18 protein-coding genes are annotated in these 19266 nt (G+C 67.7%); 12 read left to right on the top strand and 6 right to left on the bottom strand.

Features of this window, described 5'->3' with window-relative positions; genetic code table 11:
* Positions 1-68 precede the first annotated feature (68 nt).
* Entirely contained in the window at positions 69-716 is a 648-nt protein-coding gene (locus AC4HOU_RS23655) for a TetR/AcrR family transcriptional regulator (RefSeq protein ID WP_163812387.1), read from the top strand.
* Positions 717-737: 21 nt separating this feature from the next.
* On the opposite strand, the gene AC4HOU_RS23650 is transcribed toward AC4HOU_RS23655, so the two are convergent.
* The 3 genes from AC4HOU_RS23650 to AC4HOU_RS23640 form a co-directional block, all read right to left on the bottom strand.
* Positions 738-2183, bottom strand: coding sequence for a flavin-containing monooxygenase (locus AC4HOU_RS23650; protein WP_194990063.1), 1446 nt, complete (start codon positions 2181-2183; stop codon positions 738-740).
* A 200-nt stretch (positions 2184-2383) separates the two neighbouring features.
* Positions 2384-2788: a MerR family transcriptional regulator gene (locus AC4HOU_RS23645; RefSeq protein WP_195019220.1), complete on the bottom strand. Its 405-nt coding sequence runs from the start codon at positions 2786-2788 to the stop codon at positions 2384-2386.
* Position 2789: 1 nt separating this feature from the next.
* The gene (locus tag AC4HOU_RS23640) at positions 2790-4292 is read right to left on the bottom strand and encodes a SulP family inorganic anion transporter (protein ID WP_195019221.1); all 1503 of its coding nucleotides are present in this window, start codon (positions 4290-4292) and stop codon (positions 2790-2792) included.
* Between the two features lie 393 nt (positions 4293-4685).
* Here AC4HOU_RS23640 and AC4HOU_RS23635 point away from each other — a divergent pair, with 393 nt between their 5' ends.
* The 11 genes from AC4HOU_RS23635 to AC4HOU_RS23585 all read left to right on the top strand — a co-directional run bounded on the left by AC4HOU_RS23635 (position 4686) and on the right by AC4HOU_RS23585 (position 16234).
* Positions 4686-6362 (top strand): SulP family inorganic anion transporter, encoded by a 1677-nt coding sequence (locus AC4HOU_RS23635; RefSeq protein WP_324197291.1) that lies wholly within the window; start codon positions 4686-4688, stop codon positions 6360-6362.
* Positions 6363-6449: 87 nt separating this feature from the next.
* A complete protein-coding gene (locus AC4HOU_RS23630) occupies positions 6450-7115 on the top strand; it encodes a GAP family protein (protein WP_163812375.1) in 666 nt (221 codons plus the stop codon).
* Between the two features lie 122 nt (positions 7116-7237).
* Entirely contained in the window at positions 7238-7612 is a 375-nt protein-coding gene (locus tag AC4HOU_RS23625) for an SHOCT domain-containing protein (RefSeq protein ID WP_163812373.1), read from the top strand.
* A gap of 86 nt (positions 7613-7698) precedes the next feature.
* Positions 7699-9519 (top strand): alkyl/aryl-sulfatase, encoded by a 1821-nt coding sequence (locus tag AC4HOU_RS23620; protein WP_195019222.1) that lies wholly within the window; start codon positions 7699-7701, stop codon positions 9517-9519.
* Positions 9520-9862: 343 nt separating this feature from the next.
* Positions 9863-12349, top strand: coding sequence for a LuxR C-terminal-related transcriptional regulator (locus tag AC4HOU_RS23615; protein WP_195019223.1), 2487 nt, complete (start codon positions 9863-9865; stop codon positions 12347-12349).
* Positions 12350-12464: 115 nt separating this feature from the next.
* Entirely contained in the window at positions 12465-12671 is a 207-nt protein-coding gene (locus AC4HOU_RS23610; protein WP_014350714.1) for a DUF8691 family protein, read from the top strand.
* Positions 12672-12682: 11 nt separating this feature from the next.
* A complete protein-coding gene (locus tag AC4HOU_RS23605) occupies positions 12683-13648 on the top strand; it encodes a DUF389 domain-containing protein (RefSeq protein WP_195019224.1) in 966 nt (321 codons plus the stop codon).
* An 89-nt stretch (positions 13649-13737) separates the two neighbouring features.
* Complete coding sequence (locus AC4HOU_RS23600; protein ID WP_163812365.1) at positions 13738-14151, top strand: DUF7144 family membrane protein; 414 nt, start codon at positions 13738-13740, stop codon at positions 14149-14151.
* A gap of 3 nt (positions 14152-14154) precedes the next feature.
* The gene (locus AC4HOU_RS23595) at positions 14155-14577 is read left to right on the top strand and encodes a DUF6325 family protein (protein WP_163812363.1); all 423 of its coding nucleotides are present in this window, start codon (positions 14155-14157) and stop codon (positions 14575-14577) included.
* Between the two features lie 30 nt (positions 14578-14607).
* Entirely contained in the window at positions 14608-14925 is a 318-nt protein-coding gene (locus AC4HOU_RS23590) for an SHOCT domain-containing protein (RefSeq protein WP_194990056.1), read from the top strand.
* A gap of 91 nt (positions 14926-15016) precedes the next feature.
* On the top strand, positions 15017-16234 hold the full coding sequence (locus AC4HOU_RS23585; RefSeq protein ID WP_195019225.1) for an AI-2E family transporter: 1218 nt from the start codon (positions 15017-15019) through the stop codon (positions 16232-16234).
* On the opposite strand, the gene AC4HOU_RS23580 is transcribed toward AC4HOU_RS23585, so the two are convergent.
* From AC4HOU_RS23580 to AC4HOU_RS23570, 3 genes are all read right to left on the bottom strand, one after another.
* Positions 16231-17943, bottom strand: coding sequence for a SulP family inorganic anion transporter (locus AC4HOU_RS23580; protein ID WP_324197292.1), 1713 nt, complete (start codon positions 17941-17943; stop codon positions 16231-16233). The two genes, AC4HOU_RS23585 and AC4HOU_RS23580, sit on opposite strands and share 4 nt — an antisense overlap.
* Positions 17940-18599, bottom strand: a complete 660-nt coding sequence (locus AC4HOU_RS23575; protein WP_195019226.1) for a GAP family protein — start codon at positions 18597-18599, stop codon at positions 17940-17942. The genes AC4HOU_RS23580 and AC4HOU_RS23575 overlap by 4 nt, the downstream gene beginning before the upstream one ends.
* Positions 18600-18668: 69 nt before the next feature.
* Positions 18669-19079, bottom strand: coding sequence for a DUF7144 family membrane protein (locus AC4HOU_RS23570; RefSeq protein WP_163812354.1), 411 nt, complete (start codon positions 19077-19079; stop codon positions 18669-18671).
* Positions 19080-19266: the final 187 nt, after the last annotated feature.

The following is a 19266-nucleotide window of genomic DNA, read 5'->3' as shown; positions in this document are numbered from 1 at the left end:
TACTGGGTGCCCAATAGTTCCGTGGGACTATTAGACGGTTAGTAGTTCCACGTGTCAATATTGATGCCGTGACCAGACCGGGTGCGCCGCTGCCGAGCCTGCTCAGTCGTGCCATGACCCAGGTGCTCGGCGCGGTGCCCGGCGGCGACGACACCGACGCCAAGGTCCTCGACGCCGCCCTGCGGGTGCTGGCCCGCCGCGGCACCCGCGAGGCCACCATGGACGACATCGCCGCCGAATCCGGCGTCGGCCGCACCACCCTGTTTCGCCGCTACGCCAGCAAGGATCAGCTCTTCGAGCGCGCCCTCGCCCGCGATATGGGCCGCTTCCTCGACGATCTCGCCGAACGATTCACCGTGGTCACCGACCCCACCGAGCAGGTGGTCATCGGCTTCATCGCCGGTCTTGGCCTCGGCGATCACATCCTGTTCCGGGACGCGGACCAGGTACGCAGGGCCGAGCTGCTGCAGGCCCTCGGCCACGGTGACCCGTCACCGATCTCCCTCGGCTACAAGGCCGTTCGCGCCAATATCGCCAAAGCGCAGGCCGACGGGAAGATCCCGGTCCGCGATCCGGACGCGCAGGCCGACGCGCTGGTCCACCTGATGATCGGCTACCTCGCCGCGCCGAGCTTCGCCGTCGACCTCACCGATCCGGCGGCCGTGGAACGGCTGGCGCGCGCGGCCGTGGCGCCGATCCTCACCGGCACCATCTGATCAGGTCGGTCGACGCGGGGATCAGGACACGACCTCGAAATCGGCGGGATCGAACTTCGCCTGCGCCTTGTACTGGATCCCGAGCAACGGCCAGTTGGTGGTGATGCGGCCGTCGGGCTGGCGGTACCAGGACGAGCAGCGGCTCCACACGCTGCCGGAGAGCTCGCCCTGGATCCGCTCGTCGAAGGCCTGCTCGACCTCGGGGCGCACCGCCAGCGGGGCCCCGGCTCGGCCCAGGTGATCCACGTAGTCGGCCAGGTATTTCGCCTGCGCCTCGAGGAAGTAGATGATCGAGCCGCCGCCGGTATTGGTGTTGGGCCCGTACATGATGAACAGATTCGGGAAGCCCGGCACTGTCATGCCGTAGTAGGCGCGGGCGCCGTCCTTCCACTCCTCGTGCAGGTCGCGGCCACCGGCTCCGGTGATGGTCATCGGGGCGAGGAATTCGGTGGCCGTGAAACCGGTGCCCCAGATGATCACATCGGACTCGTGCTCGACCCCGTCGGCGGTGCGCACGCCCGATGGCGTGATCTCGCTGATGCGTTCGGTGCACAGCTCGGCATTGGGCTGGGTCAGGGCGGGCAGGTAGTCGTCGGAGAACAGGATGCGCTTGCAGCCCACCGGATAGTCCGGCCACACCTTCTCGAACAATCCCGGCTTCGTCTTGGTCTGCCTGCGCATATGCCACTTGGCGAGCCCTCGGATCGCCGCGGCCAGCGGTTTGGCGTAGACCCATGCGACGCTGAGCCCCTCGACCACGGCGTACCAGGTGACCCGCTCGCCGAGTTCGGTCACCGGCGCCTTCTCGAAGACCTTGTGGTGCAGCGGGGAGAATTCCCGGTCCGGGCGCGGAACGATATAGGGCGCGGTGCGCTGGAAGACCGTCAGCCGCTCGACCAGCGGCTGGATCTGCGGGACGAATTGGATGGCGCTGGCGCCGGTGCCGATCACCGCCACCCGCTTGCCGGTCAGGTCGACGTCGTGGCGCCACCGCGCGGAGTGGAAGCTCGCGCCCGCGAATCGCTCGCGCCCGGCGATCTCCGGTAGCGACGGCCGCGCCAGCTGCCCGACCGCGGACACCACCACGTCGGCGGTGACCGCATCGCCGGTGCTCAACCGCACCGTCCACCGCCCGGTCGCGTCGTCGAACGCCGCGCCGAGCACCTCGATCCCGAATCGGATGTGGCGGCGCACGTCGTACTTGTCGGCGACGTCGCGCATATAGTCCAGAATCGCCGGCTGCCGGGAGAACCGGTGCGGCCAGCGCGGATTCGGCTCGAAGGAGAACGAATAGAACGGTGAGGGCACATCGCAGGCCGCTCCCGGATAGGTGTTCTCCCGCCACACCCCGCCCACATCGTCGCCCTTCTCGAACACGACGATGTCGTCGAAGCCCCGCTTCTTCAACTCGATCACCGCGGCCAGCCCCCCGAAACCACTCCCGATGACCGCCACCTTCGGCCGCATTCCGGTTCCTCTCGCCGCGCCGTCCGAACATCTCCAGTGTTCAGCATTCCGGGGACCTCGCCCCCGTGTTCGACGGAAATTCGGCGATTCGGTCCTGGCCCTCGCTTGCGGTGGCGTTGCCCGCTGCTTCCGGCAATGCGGGCTGGGCGAGACGCCCGCTGGCCTCTCCGGGCAAGAGGGTGCGAGCGGGGCTCGGCTGCCTACTGCTCGATGCGAGCGCTGAGCAGCTCGGTGAACTCCTCGGCGTAGGCGAGCTGGCGGCGTAGTTTCGCGCAGCTGTCTTCGGCCTTGGCCCTGAGCTCGTGCACGGTCCCGGTGGCCAGGGCCCGCTGCTGCTCGCGCCCCGATTCCGGGTCGGCGAGGGTGTCAAGCGCGTCGAGCAGTTCCTTCATCTCGGCCAGGGTGAAGCCCAGCGGCTTCATCCGGCGGATCACCAGCAGGCGGGTGACGTCCTCGGCGGTGTAGAGGCGGAACCCGCCGGCGCTGCGCGCCGACGGGGTCACCAGCCCCACCTCGTCGTAGTGGCGAATGGTCTTGATGGACAATTCGGTTCGTTCGGCGACCTGCCCGATCTGCAGGTGCGCGCGGGCGGTGGTCTCGCTCATCTCAATGGGCTCCGGCGAGATGGCCGGACAGGCGCTCACGGCGCTGCTCGGAGGCTTCGTTCAGGCCGATGATCTCGACGTTCTTGCCCTTGCTCGCGTACTTGGTGGTGATCGCGTCGAGGGTGGCGACGGTGGAGGCGTCCCAGATATGGGCTTCGGACATATCGATCACGATATTCCGCGGATCGCCGAGGTAGTCGAATTGGTAGACGAGGTCGTTGCTGGAGGCGAAGAACAACTCGCCGCGCACCTTGTACACCCGAGTGTCGTCGTCGGTGCCGCCTACCTCGGTCACGTCGGTGAAATGCGCGACCCGATGCGCGAACGCGACCATGGCGGTGAGCACGCCGACGATGACGCCGTAGGCCAGGTTGTGGGTGGCCACGGTGACCGCGACCGTCACCACCATCACGGTGGTCTCCGCGATCGGCATGCGGCGCAACGTCTTCGGTGCGATCGAATGCCAGTCCATGGTGCCGACCGACACCATGATCATGACCGCGACCAAGGCCGCCATCGGGATCAACGCGACGACATCGCCCAGTCCTACCACCAGGATCAGCAGGAAGGCGCCGGCCAGGAAGGTCGAGATCCGGGTGCGCGCACCGGAGACCTTCACATTGATCATGGTCTGGCCGATCATCGCGCATCCGCCCATACCGCCGAAGAAGCCGGTGACGATATTGGCCACTCCCTGGCCCCAGCCCTCGCGGGTCTTGTCGGAGTGGCTGTCGGTGATGTCGTCGACCAGCTTGGCGGTCATCAGCGATTCGAGCAGCCCGACCAAGGCCATCGCCAACGCGTACGGCGCGATGATCTTCAGCGTCTCTACCGTCAACGGCACATTCGGGACCAGCAGTGCCGGCAGGCTCGATGGCAGTTCGCCCTCGTCGCCGACATTCGGCACATCCAACGCGAAAACGATCGTCGCCGCGGTCAGTGCCACGATCGCCACCAGCGGCGCCGGGACGACGGTGGTGAGTTTCGGCAGCATCACGATGATCACCAGCCCCACCGCGACCATCGGATACACCAGCCACGGCACGCCGAGCAGATGCGGTATCTGCGCCAGGAAGATCAGGATGGCCAGCGCGTTGACGAACCCGACCATCACGCTGCGTGGGATGAACCGCATCAGCTTGGCCACCCCGACCACGCTCAACACGATCTGCAACACGCCAGCCGAGATCACCGTCGCGATCAGGTAATCGAGCCCGTGCTCGCGCACCACCGGCGCGATCACCAGCGCGACCGCCCCGGTGGCCGCCGAGATCATGGCCCGCCGTCCACCGACGATGGCGATCGTGACGGCCATCGTGAACGAGGCGAACAACCCGACCCGAGGATCGACCCCGGCGATGATGGAGAACGAGATCGCCTCCGGGATCAACGCCAGCGCCACCACCAGGCCTGCGAGTACCTCGGTGCGCAACAACCGCGGGCTGCGCAGCGCGGCGAGCACCGAACCCTCGGTGTTTCGCACGGTGGGCACAGGTGTAGGCATCGGGACTCCAAAACGGGTCGAGGCGGCCGGCCGGACAGCGGCAGCAGGCGCTCGCGGACAGGTTCGCATGATGTGCGCAGCCGCCGAAACGCGGCACCGTCGGCGTTGACGGGCATGAGCGGCTCGCGACGGCTGAACCCTACCCTCCCGTACGGGTAGAGTCCGTCTCGGTGGGGTCATCAGTGGTGAGAGTCTCAATCGTCGGTGGTGGCCGCGAGCACGCGGCAGCCCACAACGGGCCGCCGATCCGGTGAGAGACGCTCACGACGACGGGTGTCATCGTTGCGTCCGGGTCACCCGCGGCGGGTGATGTGCGACGTCCCCGGGTCGGGTGACAGTCGAGCGGCGGCACTGCGGAAGGAGCCGACCATGTGCCACGGGAGCCACTGAATCGTGCGGGGGCTACCGCAGCGGTTGCGGGATCTGCTGCCCCGCGAGCGCATGCGGAAATCGGATGTGGTCGCGGGGTTGTCGGGTGCGATCGGCAGCGTTCCGGACGGGATGGCGGCGGGAGTGCTGGCGGGGGTGAGTCCGGTGCACGGGCTGTACGCGAGTATGGCGGGGCGGCTGTTCGGGAGCCTGTCGACCAGTACTCGGCTGATGGTGGTGACGGCGACGAGTGCCTCGGCCCTTGCCGCTGGATCGGCGCTGGTGGGCGTGGCACCGGAAGACCGGCCCGCCGCCTTGACCATGCTGACGATGATCTCGGGCATCACCATGATCGTCGCGGCGGTGCTGCGGCTGGGACGCTATACCCGCTTCGTCTCGCATTCGGTGATGACCGGGTTCCTGCTCGGTATCTCGGCGAATATCGTGTTCGGGCAGCTGGCCCAGCTCACCGGTGTCAGCGCGGACGCCGAGCTCGCGGTGGGCAAGGCGATACACGTCCTCACCCATCCCGGCCAGATCGATATCGCGTCATCGGTGATCGGGCTGCTGGCGTTCGGGCTGCTGGCCGGCATGGCCCGTACCCGCCTGCGTGTGCTCGGATCGCCGGTGGCGCTGATTCTGCCCACGCTGCTGGTGCTGGTGGCCGACTGGGACTCGGTGGCCAGGGTCTCGGATGTCGGCGCCATACCGACGGGATTTCCGCTGCCGCAGCTGCCGGACCCGACGGTGCTGTCGCCGTCACTGGTGGCCGGCGCGGCAGCGGTGACGGTGATCGTGCTGGTGCAGGGTGCCGGGGTGGCGCAGTCGGTGCCGAATCCGGATGGCTCGCATTCCGAACCCGATCGCGATTTCACCGCCCAGGGCGTCGGCAATATCGCCGCGGCCCTGTTTCGCGGCATGCCGGTCGGTGGATCGGTCGGGCAGACGGCACTCAATGCCACGGCCGGCGCGCGCACCAGGTGGGGCGCGATCTGGTCCGGCGTATGGATGCTCGGCATTCTGGTGGTGTTCGCCCCACTGGTCGGTGCGGTTCCGATGCCGACGCTGGCCGCGGTCCTCATCATGGCGGCCTTCGGCGCGATGGATCCGGTACGGCTCTCGGCCATCTGGAGCAGCGGCTCCACCTCGCGCATCGCCCTCGCGGCCACCTTCCTTGCGACGCTGCTGCTGCCGGTCACCACGGCGGTGGGGATCGGCGTCGCGCTGTCGCTGATCTTGCAGCTGAACCGGGAAGCGATGGATCTGAAGGTGGTGCGGCTGCGCGTCGACGGCAGGCACCTGGTGGAAGAGCCGGCGCCGCGGCGGCTCAGCGACCGCCAGATCGTGATCCTCGATGTGTACGGAAGCCTGTTCTATGCCGGCGCACGCACATTGCAGGCGCGGCTGCCGGACCCGAAGGGCGCGGGTGCGCCGACGGTGATCCTGCGGCTGCGCGGGCGCACCACGGTGAGCGCGACGTTCCTCGCGGTCGTCGCCGATTATGTGCGCCGTCTCGACGAGGTGGGCGGCGCACTGTATCTCAGCGGCGTCGACCCGCGCGTGCGCGATTTCTGGACCGACGATCTGCTCGACCGGCAGGGCGTGCGGCTGGAGTTCTTCCCGGCCACACCGACGGTCGGGGAGTCGACGCTGGCTGCCTACGCCGAGGCCCGGCTGCGCTCCCGCACACCCGGCGACTAGCGCTTTCACCCGCAACGAATGACGGCACTGCCCGCGCCTTCCCGATAGCGTGAGCTCCCGCGGTTGTCCCGGACGGAGGAGCCGACAATGGGCGAGCTGCTGCTGGTGCTGCTGCCGGAGATGACCGGGCTGGTCGTCACGCCGGGCGCGATCGCCGGATGCATCCTGCTGCTGCATTCGCGACAACCGGTCCGCAATGCGCTGGCCTTCGGCGGCGCGTTCTGCACGGTGTACGCGCTGATCGCGCTGTCGGCGCTGCTGGGCGGTGCTTCCGATCCGGGTGCCACCTCGAAGGGCGTCTCGCACGGGACGGGACTGGTGGTCGGTGTGCTGTTCCTGCTCACCGGCGCGTGGATCTGGTTGCGTAAGCCGGTCTCCCGGCGCGCCGGTGACGAGCCACCGAAGATGTTGCGGGAACTGCAGTCCAGCGGCCCGCGCCGTGCCTTCGTGATCGGCATCGCGCTGGCGGTGATCAATCCCAATCTGTTCCTGATGATGTCGGGTATGGCCGCGATCTCCAGCTCGGACGCGAGCCCGGGCGCGGCACTGCTGGCCACGCTCCTGCTGCTGTTCGCCGCGTCGCTGGATTTCCTCGTGCCGATCGGTGTGTTCGTGGTGCTGGGTGAGCGCGCCCAGCAGTGGCTCGACGCCCTGCAGATCTGGATGATCCGCAACACCAGGGTGCTGTCGCTGGCCGTGCTCTTCGGTTTCGGTGCGCTGTTCACCGTCCGCGGAATCGTCGACCTGCGGTGACCGCGGCACCGGACGCATTTCACCCGGGACGGGTGAACCGCGCGACCGCTCGCTGTCGCTAGCGTCCGAAGCATTCGCTGCCGGCCGGCGTGGCCGGAGCTCGACAGGATCGGGGTTCGAGGATGTCGGTGTGGGAAGTGCTCTGGTTGATCGTGGTGAGTTTCGCGTTCATCGCGTACCTGCTGATGCTGTTCTTCATCATCGGCGACCTGTTCCGTGACCGGCAGACCTCGGGATGGGCGAAGGCGGCGTGGATCGTGTTGCTGTTCATCTTCCCGCTGCTCACCTCGCTGGTGTATCTCATCGTGCGGGGTAAGGGGATGTCGGAGCGGCAGGCGGCGGCGATCGATGAAGCTCAGGCGGCGCAGCAGCGATACATCAGGGAAACCGCGGGCACCAGCCCGGCGGCGCAGATCGCCGATGCGCGCAAACTGCTGGAGGACGGCACGATTTCGCAGGCCGAGTTCGATCAGCTGAAAGCCAAGGCGCTCGCCTGAGAATGCCGGAGATCCGTACGGACAACGCTTCGGGCACAGGCGAATTGCGGAACGGGCATCCATTCACACATTCGAGGTGACTACGCATGACCACACATCTGGACTTCGACGACACCACCGACTTCGATAATGCCGACCGCGGTTTCATCGAGGCGCTGGAATCGACCGAGCTGCGCGCCACCGACGGGCGGATGATCTGGGACAACGGCGCCTACAAGTTCTTGTCCGGCGAATGCCCGCCGACGGCGAACCCGAGTCTGTGGCGGCAGGGCCAACTATGTAACAAGCAGGGGCTGTTCGAGGTCACCGAGGGCATCTACCAGGTCCGCAACGTCGACCTGTCCAACATGACGTTGATCGAGGGCCGTACGGGCGTCATCGTCATCGACCCGCTGATCTCGACGGAGACCGCCGCGGCCGCCTTGGCGCTGTACCGCAAATGCCGGGGCGATCGTCCGGTGACGGGCTTGATCTACACCCATTCGCACGTCGACCATTTCGGTGGTGCGCGCGGGGTGGTGCCGGAGGGGCACGCGCCGGTGCCGGTGTTGGCGCCCAGTGGTTTTCTGGAACACGCGGTCAGCGAGAACGTCTACGCGGGCAACGCCATGACCCGGCGTGCGATCTACATGTACGGCGCCGGCCTGGACAAAGCGCCGGATGGCCAGATCGGCTGCGGCCTCGGCATGACGACCTCGCTCGGCACCGTCACGCTGATCGCGCCGACGGTCGATATCACCCGTACCGGCCAGGTCGAGGAGATCGACGGGGTGCGGATGGTCTTCCAGCTCACCCCCGGCACGGAAGCACCGGCCGAGATGAACTTCCTGTTCCCGGATCGGCGCGCGCTGTGCATGGCCGAGAACTCCACCCACAATATGCACAACATCCTGACGCTGCGTGGCGCGCTGGTGCGGGACAGTCGCGTCTGGGCGCACTATCTGGACGAGGCCATAGCGTTGTTCGGCGACAAGGCCGATGTCGCCTTCGCCTCGCATCATTGGCCCACCTGGGGTAGCGAGAACTGGATCGAGCTGCTGGCCGTGCAGCGGGATATGTACGCCTACATGCACGATCAGACCCTTCGGCTGACCAATCGCGGCCTGACCGGCACCGAGATCGCCGAAACGCTCTCGTTGCCCCCCGTGCTCGACCGGGCCTGGGCGAACCGGGGCTACTACGGTTCGCTGAACCACAATGTGAAGGCGATCTACCAGCGCTATATGGGTTGGTTCGATGGCAATCCCGCGCACCTGTGGCAACATCCGCCGGAAGAACTCGCCAAGCGATATGTCGCCGATTACGGCGGTGTGGATGCCGTGCTCGCCAAGGCCAGGGACTATGCCGAGGCCGGGGATCTGCGTTTCGCCGCCACCCTGCTCGATCACGCGGTGTTCGCCGAGCCCGGCAACGATTCGGCGAAGCAGGCACTGGCCGCGGTGTACGAGAAGCTGGGATACGGTGCGGAGAACGGAACGTGGCGCAATTTCTTCCTGGTCGGTGCACAGGAATTGCGGCAGGGGGTGACAGCCACGCCGGTTCAGACGTCCGACCCGGAGATGATGTCCGCGCTCACGGTGGACATGCTCATCGACTCGCTGGCGGTGCGCGTCGACGGCCCGCGGGCCGCCGAGAGCGGGTTCACCATGGACTGGAAGCTGACCGATGAGAATCGCGTCGTCCGGCTGACCCTCTCCAACGGTGCGCTCACCCACCGCACCGGAACCGACGATGCGCCCTTGCGGGGTTCGGCGGACCTGACGCTGACCATGACCAAACCGCAGCTGGTGAACCTGTTGCTCGGCAAGAGCGAGGGCGTCGCGTTCGACGGCGACCATGCGGTGCTGTCCACTCTGGTCGGGCTGCTCGACACGCCGGATCCGCGGTTCCCGATCGTCACGCCATAACAGCCTCCGCACCGGGCCCGCCGCCGCTGCCGCCGACGGTGGGCCCGCTGCTGTGCGCCGGAAATGTTCATACGGTCATGGGATGATGCGGAATCGAAATCGGCACGGCAAATTTGAAAGGGCAACGTTCCGGTAAACTCCAGCGCGAGCAGTGGTCCGAAGCTAGTGGGTTGCACCTTGTCGCATCGGAGGCCTGATGGCTGGTTCGAACGACCTCGATACGCACCATCATGCCGAGCCCGTAGCGGCCACCTCGGACATTCCTTCCTTGCCGTTCACGCCTATTCCACGGCCAGCGCTGCTTTCTCAGCTGGATGAATTCGCCAGCACCGGGACCGGCCGTGTGCTGTTGATTTGCTCTCCGGTCGGCAGCGGTAAGACCGTCCTGCTCGCCGACTGGACCGCACGGACGGCGCGGAGCCTGCCCGGCACACCAACGATGGCCTGGGTGACGATCACCGAGCAGCGCTACACACTGGACGGACTGTGGGCCGACCTGCGCGCCCGGCTCGGCTTGGCGCCGCCGGTGGCGGCGGCGCTGCGGACACCGGTCGCCCGGGCCACCGAACTCGTGGCCGATCTCGAGCGATCCGGCCGGCGGGCCGCGGTCGTCATCGACGACGCCCATCTGATCACCGACCCGATGACCCTTGCCGGTCTGGAGTACTTCCTACGGCATCTTCCGTCGCGGGTCGCGGTGGTGCTCTGCGCGCGTTTCGACCCGCCGATCCGGTGGCATCTGCTCGAGCTCGAGTCGCGGCTGGCCCGCTGGGGCGCTGAGGAACTCGCGCTCTCCGCCGATGATGCCGCGCGGCTGTGCCTGGAGCACGGGTGCGAGCTGGCCGACGCCGAACTGGCCACGCTGATGGAGCTCACCCACGGCTGGGCGGCGCTGATCCGGATCGCGGCGATCTACCTGGCCGCCCATCCGGGCGATTACCGCACCGCGCTCGCCGTGCTCGCCCGGATGCCCAATTCCATCTCCGACCTCCTGGCGGGTGAACTGATCGACGCGTTGGCGCCCGCCCTGCGCCAGTTCCTCACCCAGACCAGCATGCCGGTGGAGTTCACCGAACGGATGGCCGACGAACTGGTCGGCGGCGGGGCCGCGTACTGGCTGCACGAACTCGAGCGGATCAGTTATCCGCTCACCGCGAAGGTGCGCGAGGGCAGGGTCTGGTACGCCTATCACCCGTTCCTGCGCGGCTATTTCCTGGCCGAGGTGAACCGGCTCGGCGCGGGATACCACGACGACCTGCGAGTGCGCACCGCGCAGTCGCTGCTGGCCGCGGGCGAATCCGCACAGGCATGGGCGCAGCTGACCGAGGTGTCCGAACCACGCCATCTGCTGGAATTCCTGTCCGCGCACGGGGTGTCGGAGGTCATCGCCGGCGGCGGGCCCGCAGTGTTCGATGCGCTGCGGCGCGCGGGTTCGGCGGTGCTCGACGACCCGTTCCTCCTGCTGTTGCGCGCCATCGATGCCCTGCTCAGTGGCGATCTCGCCGCGGCGGTGGCCTTTCGAGAGGCATTGGGCGGCCGACCAGGACCCAGTGCCTCGCTGGCCGAGCCCGAGGTGGTGGACGCACTCATCGACGCGGTGGATGCGGAGATCGGGGTGGCCACCGCGGACTCCGCCACCGCGCTGGTGCCACCGCCACCGACCCCGGTGCAGTCGCCGGAGGTGCAGTGCTATCTCGCCATCGCCGCGGCCACCGTCCAGATCATGGGCGACAACGTCGCCGTGGGCGAGGAGCGCATGCGGGCCGCGCTGGCCCTCGCGCAGTCCTCCGGCCATCCGCGACTGCATCTGCGCGCCGTCACCCGGCTGGCCACGGCCTCCGGCCGCACGGGAGCCATTACCGCCATGCGCCGCCGCGCCGGCCGGGCGATCACCCTCGCCCGCGAATACCAGCTCACCCACACCCCCGACGCCGCGCACGCGGTCGCGCTCGAGGTGTTCGGCGCCTACCTCCAGGGGGAGGTGCCGGAGTCCGGCCTCGCCATCGGCCTGCTGACCGAATCCGCCGGCATCGACGGGCAGACCGCGCCTGCCGGTGGGCTGCCGGCCCAGATCGTCGGCACACTGGCTGCTTTCGACAGCGCCGCCGACCGCCGCCCGACCGCCGATCTGCTCCGCAGCGCCACCATCGACATGCTCGGTACCCATCCGTCGGCGGCGATCAGCGGTGGGCTGATTCCGCATGTGGTCTGGGTGCTGCTGCATGTGCAGGAACCGCGCACCGCGCATCTGCTCACCGAGCAGGCCAGGGCCGTGCTCGGCGAGATCCCGGAAACCGTCGTCGCCACCGCGGCGGTCGCCGTCGCGGCGCATCGGCCCAAAACCGTGATCGGGCTGGTCGAGCCACTGCTCGCGACCAGCGATCCGCATCCGGTGCAGGCGGTCGCCGCATGGTTGCTGTGCTCCTGCGCCCACGCCGAGCTCGGTAATGCGACCAAGTCGATCGAGGCACTGAAATCCGCGGTCCGCATCGCCGCAGCCGACCAGATCGCGCGACCGTTTCTCGACGTTCCCGGTGTACTGAAGCAATTGGATGAATTCGCCGGAAGTTTCGGCCCCGACGAGGATTTCGTGGATTTCGTCCGGCACAATCCGGCCGCCGTCCGTGCGCACCGGCATCCCGCGCTCACCGAGACCCAACAGCGCATTTTGGGACAATTGCCGTCGGGCCGCACCACCCAGCAGATCGCGGCCGATCTGGGGGTCTCGATCAATACCGTGAAAACGCATCTGCGCGGCATCTACGCCAAGCTCGGCGTCAATTCCCGCACCGACGTGCTCGCCGAGGCCCGCCGCAGCGGACTGCTCTGATCGGAGTTCACCCGCAAGGGATGAGGCCACCTGTGCCCGGTCCGACCACACTCGGGGCGGTAGTCGATGAATCCGCCAGGGGAGGACAGCACATACGGAGGGAGGCCGCGCCCCGATGCCGATCCGCTACGAGTTCATCCTGGACGGGGAGCTGTCCGAACGCGCGCTGGCCGCCTTCCCCGAACTCACCCCAGGGCGACATCGACAGGGCACGACCGTGCTGTACGGGCCGCTGACCGGACCGACCGCGATGCGCACCATCCTCGCGCGCATCGACAACCTCGGGCTCACCCTGCTCGAGATGCGGCAATTACCCGATTGAAGGGAGCGGCCATGCATCTGCTGGTCCCTGCAGGTCAGCGGCGCACGCTCGACGAGCTCACCGATCGGCTCGATCTCGGCGTGGGCGAATCGGCGACGAAACGATCGGCATTCTGGATCATGCTCACGCTCTCGGGAATCATCGCCGCCTCCGGCGTGGTCGGCGATTCCACCGCGACCGTCATCGGGGCGATGATCGTCGCGCCGCTGTCGGTGCCGATCCTCGGGGTGGGACTCGGCATCGCCGCCGGACGCGGACCGCTGATCGCGCGCAGCCTGCTGCTGGTGCTGGCGGGCATCGTGGTGGTGGTCTTCGTCGGGTTCCTGTTCTCGCAGGTGCTGCCGAATCCCACGAATGTGCTGTCCAATTCGCAAGTGGTGGGCCGCACTTCGCCGAAGCTGATGGATCTGACCGCGGCATTGGCCACCGGACTGGTCGGCGTCATCGCCATCATCCGCCGCGACGTCGGCGACGTGCTGCCCGGCGTCGCGATCGCGATCTCGCTGGTGCCGCCGCTGGCCGTGGTCGGGGTGTGCCTCGGCTCCGACGCGCCCGGTCTCGCGCTCGGCGCGTTCGTGCTGTTCGCCTCCAACATGGTCGCGATGATCATCACCGCGACCCTGGTACTCGTCGCGACCGGATACGCCCGCGAAGCCGGCACCGCGGCGGTGCGCCGGGGCCGGGCGTACGCGGTGCTGGCAGCGGGACTGGTCCTGGTGGCGGTGCCGATGGTGGTGAACTCCTTGTCGTCGCTGTGGGCCGACCAGATCGCCGACGCGGCCAGGTCCTGGTTGGCGGGAGTGCCCGGCGCCCAGGTCACCGACGTCAGCCTGCACAACGACGCGGCCACCATCCACGTGCTGGCGCGCGAACAGTTGCCTCCGGTCGAGGAGCTCGAGCGGACGGTGCGCGATCTGGTGCCATGGCATCCCGACGTCGTCATCGTGCACACCGTCGGCGGCCGCATCATCCGGTAGTGCCCGGGTTCATCCGTTTCGGGTGACGCGCCGACCGTCCGCGCTACGGCATACCTGTACTACGGCCGATCACCGAGAAAGGGCTGGCCATGACACACATGACTGAACCCGCGCGCAATCCGGTCCGCCAGGGCGTCGCCGCGGTCACCACGATCGCCGCCGCGCTGCTGCTGCTCGTCCTCGGCGTACTGTCCATCGTGGAGGGCGTCTCCGCGGTCGCCGACGACGAATTGTTCATCGAGGGACCGGAGTACACCTACCGGTGGGACCTGACCACCTGGGGCTGGATCCACATCGTGCTCGGCGCGCTGATCGCCGTCACGGCACTGGCGCTGATGACCGGAGCCGTCTGGGCCCGCGTCGTCGCGGTGTTCCTCGCGGGCTTGTCCATCGTCGCGAACTTCCTGTGGATCCCGTACTACCCATGGTGGTCGCTGCTGCTCATCGCCTTGAACATCGTGGTTATCTGGGCGGTGTCCACCTGGCGCACCGGAACGGTATAGCCCATGTCGAACGCAGCTGAACTCGGACCGGTGGAAATGGTCGTGGTCTCGTTTCCCGGTACCAGGGTGGATACGACCGTGCGGGCCGAGCTGGCGGCGGTGGTCGACGCCGGCTACGTCACCGTGCTCGACCTCATCTACCTCGCGATGGACGAGGGCGGGGCCGTCCGCCAGATCGAGGTGGACGAATCGCTGGCCGAGACCGGACTCGACGGCCTCACCGTCGATCCGCGCGGCTTGGTCAGCGATGCCGATCTCGATGTCGTCCGGGATGCGATGGACCCGGGCACCTCGGCGGTGGTGATCGTGTACGAGCAGACGTGGGCGCGCACGCTGGCGGGCACAGTGCGCGGCGCGGGCGGTGAGGTCGCGCTGCATGTGCAGATTCCCCGCGATGCCGTCGACGCGGCGCTGTCGGTCCAGTAGCGGGTCATCGGTCGAAAGAGGAGGACGGCAATGGTTTTTCGTGGCGGACGGGTCGGGCGCCCGGGGTTGTTGGGAACTGTCGCGCGGACCGCGGTGATCTCCGGAACCGCACGGGCGACGGCCAACGCCGTGGATCGCCGTGCCCAACGGCGTGCGGCCGAAAGCCAGGCCTACGCCGCCCAACAGCAGGCACCACCACCGCCATCACCGCCGATGCCCGCACCCGCGCCCGCGGCCGGCGGGGGCGAGGACCTGGTGGCGAAACTTCAGCAGCTGGGTCAACTGCACGATTCCGGCGTGCTGTCCGACGACGAGTTCGCCGCGGCGAAGCGGCAATTGCTGGGTTGACTTCGCCGATTCGCCCGAACGGGACCGCATGCGCAGGAGGCCGAGCTGCGCGAGGTCGTCGCCAACTGAACGCGTGCCGAGGAGGTCGCCCATGGGAGCCGAGGGTTCGCCGGTGGCGGGTGGTGCGCCGTCCACGATGTGGTCGATTCCGCGTGGGCTGATCGTGTTGCTGGCCGTGGCCGGCGCGGTGGTCGCGGTCGCGGGGGCCAAGGTGTTCGCGGGGATCCTCGGCCCCGTCTTCCTCGCCCTGATGCTCACCATAGCGGTGCAGCCCGTGCAGGGGTGGGCGCGCAAGCGCGGCTGGCCGGCTTGGCTCGGCATGGTGGCCGCGGTGGTGGCGGTGGGCGCGATCATCGTCGGGCTGATCGGAGCGCTGATCGTCTCGGCGGCCCAGTTGGCCACCGAGCTACCGAAATACACCGACAACCTCGACGACCTGCTGGCCGGGGTACGGAATCTGCTGGCCGGCGCCGGGGTGGACCACGATCGGATCAACACGGCCACGAGCAGCGTCGATCTGGGCAAACTCGTCCGCTACATCGATGACGTGCTGGCCGGACTGCTCGGGGTGTTCTCCAACCTGTTCTTCGTGCTCGCCCTGCTGCTGTTCATGGCCGTCGACGGCATGACGATCGGCAAGCGGATGCGGCTGGTGCAGCGAGCGCGCCCCGATATCGCCTTCGCGCTGTCGCGTTTCGTGCACGGCACCCGCACCTACCTGCTGGTCTCCACGGTGTTCGGGTTGATCGTCGCCGTCCTCGATGGTGGCGCGCTGTGGTTGCTCGGTGTGCCGCTGCCGGTGCTGTGGGCGATCTTGTCGTTCATCACCAACTACATCCCCAATATCGGCTTCGTCATCGGGTTGATCCCGCCCGCGCTGCTGGCGCTGCTCGACGGCGGTCCGATGGCGATGGTGTGGGTGATCGTGGTCTACAGCGTCATCAATTTCGTGATCCAGTCGATCATCCAGCCCAAATTCGTCGGTGACGCGGTGGGTTTGAGCGTCACGGTGACCTTCCTATCGCTGGTGTTCTGGTCCTGGGTGCTCGGTGCGCTCGGTGCGCTGCTGGCGATCCCGTTGACGCTGCTGGTGAAGGCGCTGCTGCTCGACATCGACCCCTCGACCCGCTGGGTCGATGCGTTGATCGGCGGTGCCTCCGGCGACGACGAAGACCCGGTGCCCACCCCGGACGAGTCCGTGAAATCCGGTGCCGGCGGGCAAGCGCCACCTGCGGCCACGGCGCCGCCGAGCGAACCGGCTTCTCCCACACCCAATTCGGAGCGAGGCGAGCCGCCGTCGAACCGCTAACGGCGATCGAGATCATCGACAGCCGCGCGCACCGTCGGATACACCGGCACCGGCTCGGAACCGGAAATCGAGCGCGCCAGCGCATCTCGGAACTGCCCGACATCGCGCGCCACCGCGAAATCGATACGGCGCCGCGCCAGCACGGTCCGCAGCTCCGCCAGCATCTGCGCGGCGCTGACGTCGATGACGGGCGAGGTCTCGGCGTCGAGTACGACGAGCTTGGTGCGATCGGTGCACTGCGCCTCGATGTGCTGTTTGACGTAATCGGCGTTGGCGAAGAACAACCCGGATTCCACACGCACCACCAGCACATCGGGCCTGCGCTCGAGCTCCGGATGACGTTCGGCGTCCACCCAGCGGGAGCCGTCCTTGGCCAAGGTCGCGATATGCGGTTGTGAGGTGCGATAGAGCAGCAGCAGCATCGATACTCCGATACCGATGACCAGGCCGGGGAGAGTGTCGAACAGCAGCACCCCGGCCATCGCCGCGATGGCGGCCAGGAAATCGGCGCGGGCGGCGTGGCCGTAGATGCTGCCGAGCCGGGCGGTCCAGACCCGGTAGAGGCGGCGCAGCGCGGCGATATCGACGAGCTCGATGACGGCGGCGATCACCACACCGGCCAGCGTCGCTTCCGGTAGCTTCTCGAACAGCCCGGTCAGAAACAGCAGCGTCAGCACCACGAGTGCCGCCACGACGAGCCCACTGAGCTGGGTCCTGGCGCCCGCGCTGCCGTTGACGGCGGTCTTGGACAGGCTGCCGTTGACCACCATGCCCGAGCTGAGCCCGGACCCGAGATTGGCCGCGCCGAGCCCGAACAGCTCGCGGTTCGCGTCGACCTCGTAACCGGCTTTGGCCGCATAGGTTTTCGCTGCGCCGAGCCCTTCGGCGAACCCGATCAGCAACACCCCGACCGCGGGTCCGAGCAGGTCGATGAGGTCACTCGCGCCGACCCCGTCCGGCAGGCCGACCGACGGCAGTCCGGCGTCGATGTGCCCGACGATGGCCACCCCGTGCTCATCGAGCCCGAAGACGGTGACCGCGCCGATGCCGAGCAGCACCGCCAGCAGCGAGCCGGGCACCAGTGGCAGCCAGCGTTTGAGCCCCAGTACCACCGCGAGCGACAATGCGCCGATCAGCAGCGTGCGCCACTGGGTATCGCCGAGGTGCCGGATGACGCCCCACGCCTGCTCGAAGAAATTGCCGTGTTCTTTCTCGATGCCGAACAGTTTCGGCACCTGGCCGATGATGATCGTCAGCGCGAGCCCGACGATGAATCCCTTCAACACCGGTTCGGAGATGAAGGAGGCGATGAAGCCCAGCCGGATGAGCCCGGCGATCAACCCGACGATGCCGGTGGCGATGGCCAGCGCGGTCGACAACGCGACGAAGCGCGCGCCGTCACTGCCGGCCAGCGGCGCGATGATCGCCGCCGACAGCGCCGCTGTCGCCGACATCGGGCCGACCACCAGATGCCGGGAACTGCCCGCCAGCGCGTACAGCACCAGCGAGGGGACCGCGGCGTACAGCCCCACTACCGGCGGCACCCCGGCGATGGAGGCGTAGGCCAGGGCTTCGGGGACCAGCACCGCCCAGACCGTCAGCCCGGCGAGTACGTCCGGGCGCAGCCAGCCGCGCTGGTAGTGCTGCAACGAGAGGAACACCGGCCAGGTGCGGGCCGGTGCTCTCGTCTCGCTCGGGTCGGCCGTCACAATCCGCCGATGCCCTTCCCGAGCACCACCGCGCCCATGATCAGCAGCACGATGGCCATCACGATGTGGTTGTTGGCCTGGAGCCAGGCCTTCATGGTGTCGAGCCCGCCACGGAGCTTGTCGGCGGCCACCGCGTAGCCGATGACGGGCACCAGCACGGTCGAGCCCGCGAGAACGGTGAAGATCACGACCGCCAGGACAACGCCGCCGGCCGAGAGCCCGGCCGTTCCGATGACGACGCCAGCGGACAGGCACAGCAGCAGGTTCTTCGGGTTCACCGCCGACAGCAGCACGCCGAGCCCGACCGCTTTACCGAATCCGAACTCGTCGATGGCCTGCATCCAACCCGGTACGGCGGTATCGGCGCGATCGAGCCATTGTTTGGCGGCGAGCCCGATCAGCAGGACGCCCAGGACGATCTTGATCCATGAGGCGGCCGCTGACGGTTGGTCGTCGGTGGAATCGCTCAGGCTGCCCGACAGCGCGATGACAATGCCGGTGACCACGACGATGCCGACCACCCAGCCGAGCCCGAATCCGGTGCTGGTTTTGCCCGCGTTGGCGGACAACAGCATCAGGATGGCCGCGACGATCGGGATCGGTGAGATCGCCACACCGACGGCCAACGGCAGCAGATCTCCGATTACGGCACCCATACCGTCAACCTAGGGATCTGCTGCCGCCACCGCGTCACACGGCGAGGGTGAAATCGCGGTCCCCGCACGTCACATCCGATCGGGGTTCCAGGTGGTCACCGCCCAGATGACGACGATGTTCAGCGCGATGATCAGGATCGACCACAGCGGGTAGTAGGGCAGCCACAGGAAGTTGGCGATGATCGACAGCGCCGCGATGGTGACCGCGGCGATGCGTCCCCAGGTGGTGCCCGACATCAGGCCGATCGCGCTGACCACCAGGACGATGCCGAGGATGATGTGGATCCAGCCCCAGGTGGTGGTATCGAATTCGTAGACATATTCGATGCCGACGACGAACAGCTGGTCCTCGGCGACCGCGGAGATGCCCTGGAGGATCGACAGCACACCAACGGTGAGCAGCAGAATCGATGCGCCGATGGAGGTCCCCGCCGCGAAGCCCTGCTTGACCGGAGAGTCGGTTTCAGTGGAGTGCGACATCGTTCATCCCTTCGTGGGGTGCGGATAGTGATCCGAATGTGCCCGATTCGATGCGTCTCCGCTTCACCCGTCGAGGGTGATGACCGGCCCGATCCGGCGCGCCGACGTCGACGATGAGACGCCGCCCCGGGCCCGTACTCGGATCGGGCCCCGTTGTCGCTGGTACCAGCGCCGCGTCGGCCCGTTT

The sequence above is a fragment of the Nocardia sp. JCM 38205 genome, from assembly GCF_058222935.1.
This window is presented reverse-complemented; position numbering and strand designations above follow the sequence as displayed.

Coding starts and splice junctions, on each gene's coding strand:
- AC4HOU_RS23650 (WP_194990063.1), bottom strand. CDS start 2,183: ATGCGGCCGAAGGTGGCGGTCATCGGGAGTGGTTTCGGGGGGCTGGCC.
- AC4HOU_RS23645 (WP_195019220.1), bottom strand. CDS start 2,788: ATGAGCGAGACCACCGCCCGCGCGCACCTGCAGATCGGGCAGGTCGCC.
- AC4HOU_RS23640 (WP_195019221.1), bottom strand. CDS start 4,292: ATGCCTACACCTGTGCCCACCGTGCGAAACACCGAGGGTTCGGTGCTC.
- AC4HOU_RS23630 (WP_163812375.1), top strand. CDS start 6,450: ATGGGCGAGCTGCTGCTGGTGCTGCTGCCGGAGATGACCGGGCTGGTC.
- AC4HOU_RS23625 (WP_163812373.1), top strand. CDS start 7,238: ATGTCGGTGTGGGAAGTGCTCTGGTTGATCGTGGTGAGTTTCGCGTTC.
- AC4HOU_RS23620 (WP_195019222.1), top strand. CDS start 7,699: ATGACCACACATCTGGACTTCGACGACACCACCGACTTCGATAATGCC.
- AC4HOU_RS23610 (WP_014350714.1), top strand. CDS start 12,465: ATGCCGATCCGCTACGAGTTCATCCTGGACGGGGAGCTGTCCGAACGC.
- AC4HOU_RS23605 (WP_195019224.1), top strand. CDS start 12,683: ATGCATCTGCTGGTCCCTGCAGGTCAGCGGCGCACGCTCGACGAGCTC.
- AC4HOU_RS23600 (WP_163812365.1), top strand. CDS start 13,738: ATGACACACATGACTGAACCCGCGCGCAATCCGGTCCGCCAGGGCGTC.
- AC4HOU_RS23595 (WP_163812363.1), top strand. CDS start 14,155: ATGTCGAACGCAGCTGAACTCGGACCGGTGGAAATGGTCGTGGTCTCG.
- AC4HOU_RS23590 (WP_194990056.1), top strand. CDS start 14,608: ATGGTTTTTCGTGGCGGACGGGTCGGGCGCCCGGGGTTGTTGGGAACT.
- AC4HOU_RS23585 (WP_195019225.1), top strand. CDS start 15,017: ATGGGAGCCGAGGGTTCGCCGGTGGCGGGTGGTGCGCCGTCCACGATG.
- AC4HOU_RS23575 (WP_195019226.1), bottom strand. CDS start 18,599: ATGGGTGCCGTAATCGGAGATCTGCTGCCGTTGGCCGTCGGTGTGGCG.
- AC4HOU_RS23570 (WP_163812354.1), bottom strand. CDS start 19,079: ATGTCGCACTCCACTGAAACCGACTCTCCGGTCAAGCAGGGCTTCGCG.